Below are 14,453 nucleotides of genomic sequence, written 5' to 3'. Positions count from 1 at the left end.
AAAGCCGGTGCTCGCCCGGACGGGGTTTTTGGAGGATCGTCCAAACGCGGCTGCGTTACCGTGGAGAACAGTGCGCCTTCGAACACTGTTAGAGACGACCGACCTCGGCTTGACCCTGCTGACAGGGGGACCCGAGGCGCTGGATCGTGTCATCTCCCGGGTGTTCACCGCGACGCTGCGTGACCCCAGCCGTTACCTGTCCGGCGGCGAGCTGGTGCTCAGCGGCATGGAGTGGTGGGACAGCCCGGAGGCCTCGGACGCCTTCGTATCGGCCCTGGCCGCGGCCCACGTGACCGCACTGGGCGCTGGAACCGCGGAAATGGGCGGCGGACCGGTTCCCTCGCACGTCCTCGACGCGTGCGAGCGGCACAAGGTCCCGCTGGTCGCGGTCCCGGTGCACGTCTCGTTCGCCACGATCAGCGAACGCGTGATCCTCGGCCTGGCCTCCTCGCGCGGCCTGGACCGGCACCGGAGCCTGGTCGCAGCCGTCCCCGCCGGCCTGTCCGCCCTGGTCGAGGCGGGTTCGGTGGCGCTCGGTGCCCCGGCGTGGGTGCTGACCGCGGCCGGGCGGCTGCTCGCCGGGCCGGAGATGGCGGGCGACCGGCGGACGACGTTGGTGCGGCGGGTGTTGCGGGCGGACCGGTTGCCGGTCTTCGCCGCGGGATGCTCCGTGTTCGACTGCCGCGGCTGGTTCCTGGTCATCGCGGGGGACCACCGCACCTGGGACGCCGACGAACAAGCCGTGGCCACCGAGTTCGTGACGCTCGTGGGCCTGGAACGGTCGCGTCTCGACGAGACCCGCCGGATCGAGAACCGCGCGGCCGGGCCGTTGCTGAAGGTGTTGTTGTCGGAGTCCGCGACCCAGGCCGAGGTTCAGTCCCGGCTCGCAACCACGGAATTCGATGGCCCGGTCGTCGTGTTGTCGGCGGTCGGCATCCCAGCCGTGATCGAGGAACTGCTCGCGTCCTTCCCCGGTCCGGCCCTGGTCGGGGCGGTCGAAGGGGAGACGTTCGGGCTGCTCGGCGCGGACGAGCCGGGAGCGGTTGTGGCCGCGTTGAAGGAGACCCTGCGGATCACTTCACCCGCGTTGCGGATGGGCGTGAGCGTGTGCCCGGACCTGACAAGTCTCAGGACCGCCGTCCAGGAGGTCCGGCACGCCCGCAAGCTGGCCGAACTGTCCGCGAGCCGGACCTCGATCGTGGTCGGCGACGAGGTCGCGTCACACCAGCTGCTGCTCGCCGCCGTGCCGGACGAGCTGCGGCGGTCGTTCCGGGCCAAGATCCTCGGCCCGCTCACCGCCTACGACGCCCAGCACCGCTCCGAGCTGGTCCGGACCCTGCGGGTGTTCCTCGAGCACTCCGGATCGTGGGCGGCCACCTCCGCGGAACTACACGTTCATGTGAACACATTGCGCTATCGGGTGAGCCGGATCGCGGAACTCACCGGCCGCGACCTGACCCAGTTCGCCGACCGGGTGGATCTGTACATGGCCCTGCAGATTTAGTCTGTCCACATGCCACTGGGACACCTGGGCCTCAACGTCTCCTCGTTGCCGCGCGCGAAGGCGTTCTACGACGTGCTCATGCCGATGCTGGAGTACGAGCCGTTCTTCAGCGCTGACACCGAGTTCTCCTACCGCCCGGCCGACGGCAAACCCGGGACCTACGTGTTCTTCTACGGCGAACCGATGACCGGCGAGTACTCCCGCACACTGCCCGGCCTGCAGCATCTCGCGTTCATCGTCCGCACCCGCGACGCCGTGCACGAGGTGTACACACGCGCGCTCGACCTCGGTGCCGAGTCCGAGATCGAGCCGCGCGAGTTCCCCGAGTACCACCCGGGCTACTACGCCGCGTTCGTCAAGGACGTCAACGGGTTCACCCTCGAGGTGGTCTGCCACAAGGCCTAGCTGGTCGTGGTCATCGTCGTCGGGCTGGTCGGCGTCCCGCTGCCGCTGGGCAGCTGCGAGGCGATCGCGGCCTTGATCCGCTGGCACTCCGGGGCCTGCTCGGCCGCCGCGGCCATGTCCGCCGACTTCAGGTTCGGCTGGTCCAGCGGGTTCTGCATGCCGCTGAGCCCGCTCAGGTCCTTGCCCGCGTCCTGGATCGCCGCGTTGACCGACTGCGGGTCGTTGGCGTTGACCGACTCCAGCTTGGTCCTGGTGCGGTCCACCGCGTCCTTGATCTGGCCGAACGTCTTCTGCAGGTCATCGACCGCCTTCTGACCGTCCGGCACGCCCGAGGTGTCGGCGTCCTTGAGGTCCGCGGCCGCCTCGGTCAGCCCTTGGGACAGGCTCGCCAGCTGGGTCTTCAGCGAGGTCACCGCCGCTGCCGGGCTGCTCGTGTCCGGCTTGATGGCGGTCATCGGCGTCAGGAACTTCGACACCGCCCCGCAGATCTCCCCGGCGAACTTCACCTTGGCCGGATCAGCGGTTCCGCTCGCACTGGTGCCGGCACTGGTCGTCGTCGACGGAGTGGCCGACGTCGATGTCCCACCGCTTTGCCCTTGGTTGGCGCATCCCGCGACGAGCAGGGCGAACCCGGCCATGGCGGCGATGACGGTGGTACGCATGGGAGTCCCCTTCCGCAGTGACATGACACGCAAGGGGTAACCCGCCACGGACGGTAGTAACCCTCAGCGCTCCCCACTCGCCGGGCACGGCTCCGGCTTCCCGGTCGACGGCGGCAGTTTGGTCATCAGCTCCGCCAGCTCCCCGGGGCCGTAGGCGTTGACCTTGTCCGCCTGCGTGATCTGCGAGGTGAGCCGGTCGCGCAGTGCGTACAGGTTGACTCCCTCGGCAGGCAGGATGGTGAGAGACGGCGACAAGGCCCGCTCGCTGCCCACGGCAATGAGATCCGGCTGGTGGGCGAAGATCTTCTGGTAGCGCTGCCAGGCCTCGTGCTTGGTCTCGGTGAAGACCCGGCGGATCTGCGGATCCGCCGCCATCGCCGGGGCGGCGGTCTGCATCTGGTCATCGGTCTTGAAATTGACCACCAGGTTGTAGCCGCAGACGTCATGGCCGGCGAGCGGCTGGGGGCCGTGCGCGACCGGTTTTTCCGATGTGGACCGGATGATGAGCACCACGGCGACCGCGGCGGCGACGAGCACCACCGCGATCGCGCCGACAAGCAGTCTTTTCTTTCCCCCATTCATGGGGCCGGATATTACTCCGGTGGGGTCAACCGCAACACGGGATCGATCGGGGCCGTGCCGTCGAACGGTTCGTGCAGGCAGTTGTCCGCAAGGGACACCAGGTGGTCGAAGGTGCTGTCGACCTCGGCGGTGTACGGCTCGACGACCGGGGGCTTGACCGTGCCGGTGAACCAGCCCGCCATCGCCTCGGGAATGGGGTAGCGCGCCGCGCGCTGCTTGTACATGCCCGCCCGCGCCTTCGCCTGGAACGCCACCTCGCGGTACTCCCGCAACGCCAACCGCATCCGGATCCACCGGTACCGGTCGGTGCGCGTGAACCCGGGCGCCTCACCGTCGCACTCCGCGGTGAACCGCTCGCGCAGTTTCGCCCCGGCCTCGTGGCCGCGCAGCGCGAGTCTGGCGATGACTTCGGGGCACATGAACAGGTTCGTGCCGCCCTCGCCCGGACCCTGCGGGATGTTCGCGATCCGGCCGCGGAACCCGGGCAGCGCGGCCTGCATGGTGTCGCGCCAGTCCAGGAACGTGTTGAGGATCCGGTCGAGGAACGCGACCACGGAGTGGCCGACGACCTCGTAGGGTTGTTGCGCCACCGAGGAATCCTGGTCCGGCAGCTGAACGTCGCCGGGTTTGACCGGCCGTTCGGACGCCTCCAGGTTGAGGCCGAACGTGGGCCAGCGCGGCAGCAGCGAGTCGAAGAAGTGGATCGGGAAGTTGCTGGTGATCCCGCCGTCGGAGAACCAGTGCTGCCTGCCGTCCAGGATCAGCGGCACCGGGCAGATCAGCCCGGGCAGCGGCAGGCTCATCCGCACCGCCATGATCACCGGGAGTTCCGCCGGATCCGGCAGTTTGTACAGCGTGGCGCCGGGATGGTCGGCGCACTCGCCGTCCACCCGGGCGACCGACATCTGCCGGACGATCCGGTCGGGAACCAGACCCGTCAGGCACTCCTGGCAGAACTGCCATTCGGCGCCGTCGTGGAAGGGCAGCTCGAACGGCCTGCTCGCGGAGATGTCCGTGGTCATCAGGGTCAGGTTGATCACCCGGTCGCCGGTCTCGGCCGGTCCCGGCTCGGCGCCCGGCCCGCGCCAGAGATCGCCGAACGTCAACGCCCGGGAGTGATCGCGCCCGGCGAGGTCGTCGATCCGGTCGGCCAGCCACGACGACAGCGGCGGAACCCCAGTGGAGGCAGGCATTCCGGACCGCCGGTCCGTCCACGTCGGAGTGTAGGCGACGCCGCCGGGGATGAGACCGAACCGGTGCTCACGGTAGTTGCCAAGCACCTTCCAGCAGGCCGTCCCATAGATCACCGCAAACGCCGCCACAGCGGCGAAAGTCAGCAACAGCCAGCTGTAGATGATGATCGCACTCGCCACGAGCCACGCGGTCACGTCGGCCGAGTACAGCAGCACTCCGCTCAACCCGATCACCACGGGCAGCAACAACACCAGCGTGATCCTGCCGAGGCTCGCCTTCACCATCGCCCACACACCCAGCGCGATCGCGATGGCCAGCACCAGAACCGCGACTATCCACAGTGAACCGTTCCAGCCGTCCGGCGGCATCAGCCACCGCACCGAGTACGGCCCGACCAGCCACGCCAGCAGCAACGTGACCAGCAACGACCGCGCGGGAATCCTGATCGCGCACAGCATCGCCATGAACACCGCGGCGAACCGGGACCGCCCGGTGGTCGCCGCGCCCTGCATCAGCGCCGCCGCGACCCGGAACATCTTGTGCAGCCCGGCTTTCGGCTGGAACAGCTGCGGCAGCCGCCAGCGCGCGTCGCCGGTGCCGGAGATCAGCCATGTGATCATCCCGGCCAGTCCGGCGAACCCCGGCCGCACCGCGTCCCCGGTCACCTCGCCGGGAGCGGAGGCGAACCGGCCGTACTCGGCGGCGGCCGTGGCCGCGGCGCCGATCGCGCCGGCAGACGCCCCGCCGACGTTGCGGAACTGGTAGTGCTCGGCCAGCGCGCAGACCGCCAGCGGGTAGATGACCCCGCTCGTCGCGCCGCCACGCATGGTCACGTCGCACGAGTGCCGGATGAAGGCCGCATAACCGTCCGGGTCGGACGCGGCCATGGTGTCCGCTGTGGATGGCGTCCACCGCAGCCACGGCGCGCCTGGTGTGAGCTGGTACCGCTCCGGCCGTTCCAGGTCGAGGCTGTGCACCGCGGTGATGTCCGGATCCGTCATGGCGACCTCCCCCGAGGGCTTGTACCCCTATATCGGCCGGGAGGGGAGTGGTCTAACGGGTGTGACGGACTACGAACAGGTGAACATCAGAGCGTGACCGTCCCGCTACGCCCGCCAGGTGATGTCGGAACCGGGCTGGTATCGGCAGTGTGTCCCGGTTCGGATGGTCGCGCGCAGGTGTCCGGCAAGGGTGGGGTGGACCTGGTCGATGCGGTCCAATGCGTCCTTGATGCGTGCGGTGACCGTCTTGCGGGCGCGTTCGGTGTCGTCACCGAGCCGTCGCGGCCGGCCGCCGAGCCCGGTGGCGGCGGCCAGCTGGTGGATCAGCTCGTCCCGTTCCGCCTGCAACCGCTCGGCTTCCTCGTCGGAGGCGGCCTCGTCGATGGCGGAGTCCAACTGGCCCAGCCGGTTGCGGTAGGCGCGGCGGGCCGAGTCGTCCAGAATCGGGTCCGCGCCGGCCGCGGGACGACGGCCCAGCAACTCCAACGCGTGCACGTCCTGCCGGGGCGCCGAAAGCAGGCGCGCGATGTCCGCCAGCCCTTTCACGTGCGGCAGCTGGACCCGTTTGCCCTGGAACGCGAGCGTCCACAACGGACCCTCGCGCCGGAACTCCTCGGCGGGAGCGGCCAACCGGTCCAGCTCCCTGCGGCTGATGTCCGCCCACGGATGCGCGCCGAGCCGTTCGTGCATGGCCACGGCCGCGGTCAGATGCCGGACGGCGTCCTCGTGGTTGCCGAGCGCGGCACTGAGCCGGCCGAGGTGGTAGTCGACCGCGCCGGAGTAGGACGCGCACCCGCCGACCACGATGTGCTGGCCCGCCAACGGCAGAAGTCGTTGGTACATCTCGGTTCGCTGCTCGGCCGAGCCCACCGCGGCGGCCACGAACGCCATCAGCGCGTACAGCTCCGGATGGGGCTGCTCGACCAGGGTCCCCAGGCTGAAGTCGGCGAACTCCGCGGCGGCTTCGTCGAGGGACCCCGAGGCAACCAGGACTCCGGCGCGGATCGCGGGCAGCATCGGCGCGATCGGGTCGGCGGGACCGAGCCCGACCGGCGCCTCCAGCCCGACGATCCCGATCATGCACAACGACAGGTGCAACGTGCCGTGCACCGGGATCGCGTCCGGCTGGCCGATCAGCTGACCCAGTTCGAGAGCCATGTGTGCCAGCTCGGTCGCCTCGGTGCCCGGACCGGTGATCAACGCGAGCGTCGCCCGCCGGGTCAGCGCGCCGTACCGGCCCCGCGAATGCCCCAGTCCTTCGCACAGGCGGACATAGGTGTGCAGTTCGGTCAGCCCGTCGGGGTAGCCGAGCTCGATCAACGCCGTGGCCCGCAACAACACCGCTTGCGCGATCATGTCAGGGTCGGCGGCCTGTTCGGCGGCGGACTCCATTTCGGACACGATGGCCAGCCGCCGGGAGGCGTTGCCGCGCTGCCAGGCCACGTCGTGCTCGGCCAGCAGCGAGAACGCCAGCACCGAGGGATCCCCGGACGCCCGCGCCAAAGTACTCGCCTCGGTCGCGACAACGGCCGCCCGCTCGGGGTTCGGCTTGGGTCCTTGCCGCAGGTCCCGGCCCAGCGCGGCAAGCACGCGCGACCGCATCGCCAGGTCCTCGGCGGGCAACAGGTCGATGGCCTCGTCGAGCAGTCGCAGGTGGAGGGTGTCGATGGTCCCGGTCCGGAACCCCAGACCGTGCATTCCCAACGCCGCCGTCGCCAACGCCCGGGCATCCCCGGTGCGAGCGGCCAGCTCGGCCAGTTCCCGGTAGGTTTCGCGGGCGGCGGGGGCGTCCCCGGCCCGATCCAACGCCTCGGCCAGCGACACCAGGAGTTCCTGGCGCCCGGTTGGCGACTCCAGCAGGTCCAAAGTAGACAGAGCGGTCCGGAAGTGTGCGGCGGCATCGTTGTGGGCCAGCCGTTCCCCGGCCTCGTGACCGGCCAACGTGCTGTACCGCACGGCCTTCGCGGCATCCGCGGCGGCGAGGTAGTGTGTGGCGATCTCGGCCGCGGACACGGGAGAACCGTTCTCGCGCAACGACTCCAACGCGTCCCCGGCGGCGTGGTGCAGCTCGGCCAGCCGCCGCGCGGGCAGCTCGGCGAGCACGGTCTCCCGGAACAAGTCGTGGCTGAACCGCAGGTCCGGCGTGAACACCCGGGCGGCGACGGCCTCGTCCAGCAGGTCCGGATCGGCCGAACCCATCCGGCTCAGCAGTTCCGGCCGGACCACCCGTCCGCCCACCGCGGCGGCGGCGAGCATTTCCGCGCAGGGGTGGGAAAGCCGCGCCAGACGGCTGCGCAAGGTGTCGCGCACGCTGTCCGGGATGGTGTCGGCGGTGCCGCGGGCGGCGATCAGCCGGGTCAGCTCGCGGACGAACAGGGGGTTGCCGCCGGACCGCCGCCACACCTGTTCGGCCAGGTCCTCGGCCGGCTTCCCGGCGATCGAGGTCATCACCGCGGCCACCTCGCCGGCGTCCAGCCCGAGCAGCTCGAACCGTTGCGCGGTACCGGTCAGCCGGGACAGGTCGGCCTCGCGGTCCCGGTACGCGCCGAGCAGCAGCACCCGGCTCGTACCCAGGTGGCGGCCGAGGAACTCGAGCATCCGCACCGAGGCCTCGTCCGCCCAGTGCAGGTCGTCCAGCAGCACCACCAGCCCGCTGTCCTCGCCGGCCCGGGTGAGCAGCCGCGCGGTGGCGTCGAACAACCGGAACCGCGCGTCCAGCGCCTCGGCCTCGGTGCTGACCCGCGGCACCGAGTCGACCAGGCCCGGCTCGATCTCCCGCAGCGCCTGGATCCACGGCCAGTACGGCGGGGCGCCGCCGTCCCAGCAGGTCGCCCGCAGCACCCGCGCACCCCGCTCGGCCGCCTCGTCGGCCAGCCGGGTGAGCACGGCGGTCTTGCCGATCCCCGGTTCCCCGGTGACCAGCACGAGCTGGGCCGACCCGGCCAGCGCCGTGTCGAGCGCGGCGCGGGCCATGGCCAGCACCGCGTCCCGGCCGACGAGCCGTTCGAGCGAGGTCACCGCTCGAGCCTACGGCCGCAGCTCCAGCAACAGGTGCATCGGCACATCGGGCAGGATCCGGCGGACCGTGCCGAACCCGGCGGCGTGCGCCACCTCGGTCAGCCGGGCGGGACCGGCCAAAGTGCCCAGGGCCTCGTCCGACTGGGACAGTGCGTTGGGGGTGCAGATCAAAGTGGACACCGAGTAGAACATCCGGCCGAGTGGCGTGAAGTTGTCTTCCGCCCGCTCGGCGCCGGGCGGCTCGACCAGCAGCACGGCGCCACCCGGGGCCAGCGCCTCGCGGGCGCGGGTGAGCGCGCCGACCGGGTCGCCGAGGTCGTGCAACGAGTCCACAAAGGTCACGAGGCTGTAGCCGTGGCCCGGGAAGTTCGTGGCCGAGGCGACTTCGAACCAGACGTTGCCACCGAGCGCGCGGGCCGCGGCGATGGACTGGTCGTGGTAGTCGAACCCGGTCACCTCCGCCTCCGGGAAGGCCTGCGCGATCATCCGGGTCGGCGCGCCGTACCCGCAGCCGATGTCGGCGACCTTGCCACCGTTGTGCAGCGCCTCGGCCACCCCGTCCAGCGCGGTGATCGCGCCTGCGAACAGCGCGGTGTCCTTGCTCGCCCTGGTCAGCGCGTCAGTGCCGCACCAGTGCTCAGGCCTGCGCTGGTGCCAGCCGAACCCGGTGCCGCCGCGGAACGCCTGCTCGAACTCGGCGAACCCCGCGCCCATCGCGGCGAGCATGTGGACACACGCGTCCACCATCGCCCCGCCGGGCGCGTGCAGGACCGCCACGGCCACGCCCTCCGGCAGGGTGAACCGGCCGTCCTCGTACTCCAGGTACCCGGCGGCGGCCTGGGCCAGCAGCCATTCCCGCACGTACGGCTCGACCAGGCCGGTCCGCCCGGCGACCTCGGCCGCGGTCAGCGGCCCGGCCCCGGCGAGCGCCTGCCAGATGCCGGTGCGCAGGCCCAGCGCGGTCAGCAGCACGCCGAGACTGGCGCCGAGCTCGGTGAGGATCTGGTCCATCACCTGGTCGGGGGAAGCGGTGGTGCGCGTCATGTCGTCCTCCTTCGTCCGGTTACCAGAAGGGCGCGAGATCCGGGCTCGCGGTTCGCCAGACCGGATCTGGCGCCCCAGGTGTGACACCGAAAGGAGCGGCGATGACCGACGTCACCGTGAACGGGACCACGCTGTACTACACCGAGACCGGCCAGGGCCCGACCACGCTGGTCATGCACGGCGGCCTCGGGGTGGACCACACCACCTACCGCGGGCTGGACATGTTCGCCGACCGGCTGCGCCTGGTCTACTACGACCACCGGCACAACGGCCGGTCCGGGCGGCCCCCGCTGGACACGCTCACCATGGAGCAGCTCGCCGACGACGCCGCCGCGCTGGCCACGCACGTGGCCCACGAGCCGGTGATCGTGATCGGGCACTCCTACGGCGGGTTCATCGCCCAGGAGTTCGCGTTGCGGCACCCCGGCCTGGTCCGCGCGCTGATCCTGGTCGACACCACCGCCGGCCAGCTCGGCTCCGGCGAGGACCCCAACGCCTACCAGGGGCCGCCGCCCCCGGACGAGTGGGTCGCCATCGTCAGCGACCCGCCCGCGGACGACGCCGAGATGGCCAAGGTCTTCCCCGACCTGCTGCCGTTCTACCTCAGGCCGGGCGCGGATCCGGCCGCGGCGCGGGAGGCCATGGCGGACACGATCTACAGCGCCGAGGCGGCCGGCCGGTCGATGCAGGTCCTCGCCCAGTGGAGCTCGTTCGACCGGCTCGCCCGGATCACCGTGCCCACGCTGGTCCTGGTCGGCGCGCACGACGTGATCACCTCGCCGCCGCAGGCACTGCGGATCGCCGACCACGTCCCGAACTCGACGCTGGTGGAGTTCGCCTCGTCCGGCCACTTCCCGTGGATCGAGGAGCCCGAGCGGTTCAACGAGGTCGTGCGGTCATTCCTGAGTACTGCCGCGCGGGGTTAGCCGCGGCAGCTCGTCCTCCAGGTCGCCGGTCGCGGTCCCGTCCATCACCTCGACCAGGCGCTGCGCCGCGCGCCGGCCGAACGCGTAGGTGTCGCGGACCAGCGCGGTGAGCATCGGATGGGTGAGCCGGCAGAGGGGGGAGTCGTCCCAGGCGACGAGGGAGACGTCGGCTGGGACGGCCCGGCCCAGCGCCGCGGCCGCGCCGATGCCCGCGACGGCCATGATGTCGTTGTCGTACACGATCGCGGTCGGCGGTTCGGCCGCGGTGAGCAGCTCGCGGGTGACCCTTCGGCCGGCCTCGTCGCTGTAGTCCGTGGTGACCGACTGGGCGCCGGTGGCGCGGTGGAAGGCCTCGATCCGGTGCTGCGTGTGGACCAGCTCGGGCAGCCCGGCCACGTGGGCGATCCGGTTGTGCCCCAACGAGGTCAGGTGCTCCACAATGGACGTCATGGCCCTGGCGTCGTCGGCCCAGATGCTCGGCAGCGTCCCGGTCGGGTCCGGGCCGCCGATCAGCAACGCGGGCAGCCCCAGCTCGGCCAGCAGGCCCGGCCGCGGGTCGTCGGTCCTCGGGTCGACCACGAGCACCCCGTCCACCCGCCGCTCGGACCACCAGCGGCGGTAGATCTCGGTCTCCGCCTCGACGTTCTCCACCACCTGGAACATCAGCGCGGTCGAGCTGGCCGAGAGCGCGGACTGGATCCCGGACACCAGCCGCAGGAAGAACGGCTCGACCCCGAGCGTCTCCGCCGGGCGCGCGAACACCAGCCCGATCGCGCCTGCCTTCGCCCCGCCCAGCGCCTTCGCCGCGCTGTTCGGCCGCCATTTCATCTCCTCGGCGACCTGCAGGATCAGCCTGCGCGTGTACTCCGACACCCCCGGCCGGTTGTTCAGCGCGAACGACACGGCGCTCTCCGAGACACCGGCCCGCTGCGCGATCTCCCGGATCGTCACCCGCCTCACAGTGCACGAACGTAGAGAAACTAAAGCGCATTAGTCAAACAACGGACAGGCTCCTTTCGAATGGTTGACAAGTCCCCGGACGCAGTGCTTTCTTGGGGCCGAATCGCTACGCAAAGGAGCTCCGCGATGCAGCAGGTGAACCGGGTCCGCCGAATGGCGGCGGTGGTGCTGGCGGCAGGCCTAATGGCGTCCGGCTGCGGCCTGTCGGGAGGTGGGCAGGCCCCGGCGGCCGGCCCCGCGGACGGGCAGGTGACCGGGACGATCTCGTTCCAGACCTGGAACCTGCGCGCCAAGTACTCGGACTACTTCAACGGCGTCATCAAGAAGTTCCAGGTCGAGCACCCCGGCACCACGATCACCTGGCTGGACCAGCCCGCCGACGGCTACGCCGACAAGCTCAGCGCGGACGCCAGCGCCAACGCGCTGCCGGACGTCGTCAACCTCTCGCCGGACCTCGCGTTTCCGCTGTACCAGCGGAAACTGCTGGTCGACCTGGACCAGGCCGTCCCGGACGCGGTCAAGGAGTATCTGCCCGGCGCCTGGCAGGGATTCGTGATGCCCGGCCAGCGGGATTCCTACTCATTCCCGTGGTACCTCAATACCGGGCCGGTGTTCTACAACAAGAAGCTGTTCGCCGACAACGGCCTCGACCCGGCCAAACCGCCCAGGACGTATACCGAGCTGCGGGACCAGGCGCTGGTGCTGGCCGCCAAGAGCCAGGGCGCGGTCGCGATGTTCGGCCAGACCCCGGGCATCGAGGACTTCGGGCTCTACGGCGTCGAGCTGATGAACCCTCAAGGCACGAAGTTCACCTTCAACAGCGCCAAGGGCGTCGAGCTGACCGAGCTGTTCAAGCAGATGTACGACGTCAAGGCGCTGCTGCCGGAGGCGCTGACCGCGACCTACACCGGGTCGGGCAAGAAGTTCATGGCCCAGCAGGTCGCCCTGTCCTCGGGCAGCGCCTACGACCTGAAGAACTTCAAGACCGACGCGCCCGGGCTGTACGCGAACATCGGCATCACCACGCCGATGACCAACACCGGCAAGGCGAACATGTACCTGCAGGGCGTCTCGGTGTCCGCGAACAGCAAGAACAAGGCCACCGCGCTGGCGTTCGCCCGGTACGTCACCAACGCGGAGAACCAGCTGGCCTTCGCCAAGATCGTGACGATCTTCCCGAGCACCACGGGCACCCTGAACGACCCGTACTTCACCACCGATGACGGTACGGACGACGCCCGCGTGCGGGTCGCGGCGGCCAAACAGCTCGCGACAGCGGTGAACTACACGCCGGTCTCGTTCACCGACCAGATGAAGAGCATCCTGCGCAACGAGCTGGCCAACGTCATGCTCGGCAAGTCCACCGCCCAGCAGGCCCTCGACAGCGCGGTCGCCCAATGCAACAAGCTCCTAGCCGCGTAACCCCGGTCGTGAGTGGTTTCGGTCGTTCTGACGTCCGGAACCACTCGCGAGGGGTACGCAGGCACTTCGCGGTGACGCCGTGGTTGTTCCTGTTGCCTGGCCTTTTGGTGACGCTGTTGTTCACGGTGTATCCGTTCGTCAACACGGCTGTGCTGTCGTTCACCGACGCGAAGGTGTTGGGCGGCGGGGCTTTCACCGGGCTGGCCAACTTCTCGAAGATGCTCGACGACCCGCTGTTCTGGGTCGCTCTGCGCAACAGCGCGCTCTATGTCGTTGGCGTGGTGCCGTTTCTGGTGATCCTGCCATTGCTGCTGGCGTTGCTGGTGCAGCGGCACATCTTCGGGATGGCGTTCTTCCGGGCCGCGTTCTTCACGCCGGTGGTGGCGTCGATCGTGGTGATCAGTCTCATCTGGACCTGGCTGCTGGACAGCCGTGGCCTGGTGAACAACGTGCTGTCGGTGTTGCACGTGATCTCCTCGCCGATCCCGTTCCTGACCGACCAGACCCTGCTGCTGATCAGCGCCATGCTGGTGACGATCTGGCGCGGCCTGGGGTACTACATGATCGTGTACCTGGCCGCCTTGGCCAATGTGCCGCGGGAGCTGCACGAAGCGGCCGAAGTGGACGGTGCTGGGGCGGTACGGCGGTTCTTCTCGGTCACCGTGCCGATCATCCGGCCGACCATGGTGCTGGTCGGGGCGTTGTCCGCGGTGGCCGCGTTCCGGGTGTTCTCCGAGGTGTACCTGCTGTCCGGGACCTCGGGCGGGCCGGCCGGGCAGGACACCACCCTGGTGATGCTGATCCGGCAGGTCGGCACCGGGCTGAGCGGGAACGCCGGCTATGCCTCGGCTCTGAGCCTCGTGTTGTTCGCGCTCACGCTGGGCCTGCTGCTGGTGACGTTGCGGCTCAACCGGAGTGACTCATGAGCCGGACCGTGCGGTATGTGTTGCTGCTGGCGGTGTTCCTGATCTCGATCGGGCCGTTCCTGTGGCAGCTCTCGACCTCGTTGAAGGGCATCGGGGAGGACATCTACGCCAACCCGCCGCAGTTCTTGCCCGCCGACCCGACGGTGTCGAACTACTCGCGGGTGGCCGGGGTGATCCCGGTGTGGGACTTCGCGTTGAACTCGCTGATCGTGGCCGTGGCCAACGTGTTCAGCAACTGCGTCGGCGCGGCGATGGCGGGCTATGCGTTGTCGCGGATGAAGTTCCGCGGCAAGCGGTATGCGTTGCTGGCGTTCATCCTGGCGTTGCTGGTGCCGGGAGAGACGATCATGATCTCCCAGTTCCTGATGATGCGGTCGGCCGGGCTGACCGACACGTTGGTGGCCGTGGTGCTGCCCGGTGCGGTGTCCGCGTTGAACGTGCTGTTGATGCGCAACGCTTTCGCGGCCCTGTCGAACGAGGTCGAGGACGCGGCGATGATCGACGGCGCCAACTCCTGGCAGCGGTTCGCCCGGATCGCGGTGCCCTCGGTGAAGGGCACCATCGCGGTGGTGGCGATCTTCTCGTTCATGTTCAGCTGGGACGACTTCCTGTGGCCGCTGATCGTGTTGCGCGATCCCGGCAACTACACGCTGACCATCGGCCTGAACTACCTGCAGGGCACGTTCGCCAGCGACCAGCGCCTGGTCGCCGCGGGCACGATCATCGCGGTGGCGCCGTTGATCGCGTTGTTCCTGGCGCTGCAACGGTATTTCTTCCGGGGAGTCGGAGAGGGAGCGGTGAAGGGCTGA

12 protein-coding genes are annotated in these 14,453 nt (G+C 69.7%); 6 read left to right on the top strand and 6 right to left on the bottom strand.

Annotated features, from left to right (window positions below; all coding sequences use genetic code 11):
- The first annotated feature begins 70 nt into the window (after positions 1–70).
- Positions 71–1,504 carry a helix-turn-helix domain-containing protein gene (locus AB0J95_RS29000; protein WP_364764479.1) on the top strand — a complete coding sequence of 478 codons (1,434 nt, stop codon included), beginning with the start codon at positions 71–73 and terminating at the stop codon, positions 1,502–1,504.
- 9 nt (positions 1,505–1,513) lie between these two features.
- Entirely contained in the window at positions 1,514–1,909 is a 396-nt protein-coding gene (locus tag AB0J95_RS28995) for a VOC family protein (protein ID WP_364764476.1), read from the top strand.
- Here the strand turns inward: AB0J95_RS28995 and AB0J95_RS28990 are convergent.
- From AB0J95_RS28990 to AB0J95_RS28970, 5 genes are all read right to left on the bottom strand, one after another.
- Positions 1,906–2,571 carry a hypothetical protein gene (locus tag AB0J95_RS28990; RefSeq protein WP_364764473.1) on the bottom strand — a complete coding sequence of 222 codons (666 nt, stop codon included), beginning with the start codon at positions 2,569–2,571 and terminating at the stop codon, positions 1,906–1,908. The genes AB0J95_RS28995 and AB0J95_RS28990 overlap by 4 nt on opposite strands.
- A 63-nt stretch (positions 2,572–2,634) precedes the next feature.
- Positions 2,635–3,153, bottom strand: a complete 519-nt coding sequence (locus AB0J95_RS28985; RefSeq protein ID WP_364764470.1) for a permease-like cell division protein FtsX — start codon at positions 3,151–3,153, stop codon at positions 2,635–2,637.
- A gap of 11 nt (positions 3,154–3,164) precedes the next feature.
- Positions 3,165–5,348 (bottom strand): patatin, encoded by a 2,184-nt coding sequence (locus AB0J95_RS28980; protein WP_364764467.1) that lies wholly within the window; start codon positions 5,346–5,348, stop codon positions 3,165–3,167.
- A gap of 105 nt (positions 5,349–5,453) precedes the next feature.
- Positions 5,454–8,366 (bottom strand): AAA family ATPase, encoded by a 2,913-nt coding sequence (locus AB0J95_RS28975; protein WP_364764464.1) that lies wholly within the window; start codon positions 8,364–8,366, stop codon positions 5,454–5,456.
- A 9-nt stretch (positions 8,367–8,375) separates the two neighbouring features.
- Positions 8,376–9,410, bottom strand: a complete 1,035-nt coding sequence (locus AB0J95_RS28970) for a methyltransferase (protein ID WP_364764462.1) — start codon at positions 9,408–9,410, stop codon at positions 8,376–8,378.
- Between the two features lie 101 nt (positions 9,411–9,511).
- Between AB0J95_RS28970 and AB0J95_RS28965 the strand changes: the two genes are divergently transcribed.
- Positions 9,512–10,336, top strand: coding sequence for an alpha/beta hydrolase (locus AB0J95_RS28965; RefSeq protein ID WP_364764459.1), 825 nt, complete (start codon positions 9,512–9,514; stop codon positions 10,334–10,336).
- On the opposite strand, the gene AB0J95_RS28960 is transcribed toward AB0J95_RS28965, so the two are convergent.
- The gene (locus tag AB0J95_RS28960) at positions 10,307–11,287 is read right to left on the bottom strand and encodes a LacI family DNA-binding transcriptional regulator (RefSeq protein ID WP_364764457.1); all 981 of its coding nucleotides are present in this window, start codon (positions 11,285–11,287) and stop codon (positions 10,307–10,309) included. The two genes, AB0J95_RS28965 and AB0J95_RS28960, sit on opposite strands and share 30 nt — an antisense overlap.
- A gap of 135 nt (positions 11,288–11,422) precedes the next feature.
- Between AB0J95_RS28960 and AB0J95_RS28955 the strand changes: the two genes are divergently transcribed.
- From AB0J95_RS28955 to AB0J95_RS28945, 3 genes are all read left to right on the top strand, one after another.
- Positions 11,423–12,718 (top strand): sugar ABC transporter substrate-binding protein, encoded by a 1,296-nt coding sequence (locus AB0J95_RS28955; protein WP_364764454.1) that lies wholly within the window; start codon positions 11,423–11,425, stop codon positions 12,716–12,718.
- 71 nt (positions 12,719–12,789) lie between these two features.
- Positions 12,790–13,644: a sugar ABC transporter permease gene (locus AB0J95_RS28950; protein ID WP_364764451.1), complete on the top strand. Its 855-nt coding sequence runs from the start codon at positions 12,790–12,792 to the stop codon at positions 13,642–13,644.
- Positions 13,641–14,453: a carbohydrate ABC transporter permease gene (locus tag AB0J95_RS28945; protein WP_364764448.1), complete on the top strand. Its 813-nt coding sequence runs from the start codon at positions 13,641–13,643 to the stop codon at positions 14,451–14,453. Before AB0J95_RS28950 ends, AB0J95_RS28945 begins: the two co-directional genes overlap by 4 nt.

This window comes from Actinocrispum sp. NPDC049592 (assembly GCF_040675465.1).
In the GTDB taxonomy this organism is placed as follows: Bacteria; Actinomycetota; Actinomycetes; order Mycobacteriales; family Pseudonocardiaceae; genus Kibdelosporangium.
This window is presented reverse-complemented; position numbering and strand designations above follow the sequence as displayed.

Bases quoted from the DNA above. Each gene is read 5' to 3' on its own strand.
- AB0J95_RS28995 (WP_364764476.1), top strand. From the start codon at position 1,514: ATGCCACTGGGACACCTGGGCCTCAACGTCTCCTCGTTGCCGCGCGCG.
- AB0J95_RS28990 (WP_364764473.1), bottom strand. From the start codon at position 2,571: ATGCGTACCACCGTCATCGCCGCCATGGCCGGGTTCGCCCTGCTCGTC.
- AB0J95_RS28985 (WP_364764470.1), bottom strand. From the start codon at position 3,153: ATGAATGGGGGAAAGAAAAGACTGCTTGTCGGCGCGATCGCGGTGGTG.
- AB0J95_RS28980 (WP_364764467.1), bottom strand. From the start codon at position 5,348: ATGACGGATCCGGACATCACCGCGGTGCACAGCCTCGACCTGGAACGG.
- AB0J95_RS28970 (WP_364764462.1), bottom strand. From the start codon at position 9,410: ATGACGCGCACCACCGCTTCCCCCGACCAGGTGATGGACCAGATCCTC.
- AB0J95_RS28965 (WP_364764459.1), top strand. From the start codon at position 9,512: ATGACCGACGTCACCGTGAACGGGACCACGCTGTACTACACCGAGACC.
- AB0J95_RS28955 (WP_364764454.1), top strand. From the start codon at position 11,423: ATGCAGCAGGTGAACCGGGTCCGCCGAATGGCGGCGGTGGTGCTGGCG.
- AB0J95_RS28945 (WP_364764448.1), top strand. From the start codon at position 13,641: ATGAGCCGGACCGTGCGGTATGTGTTGCTGCTGGCGGTGTTCCTGATC.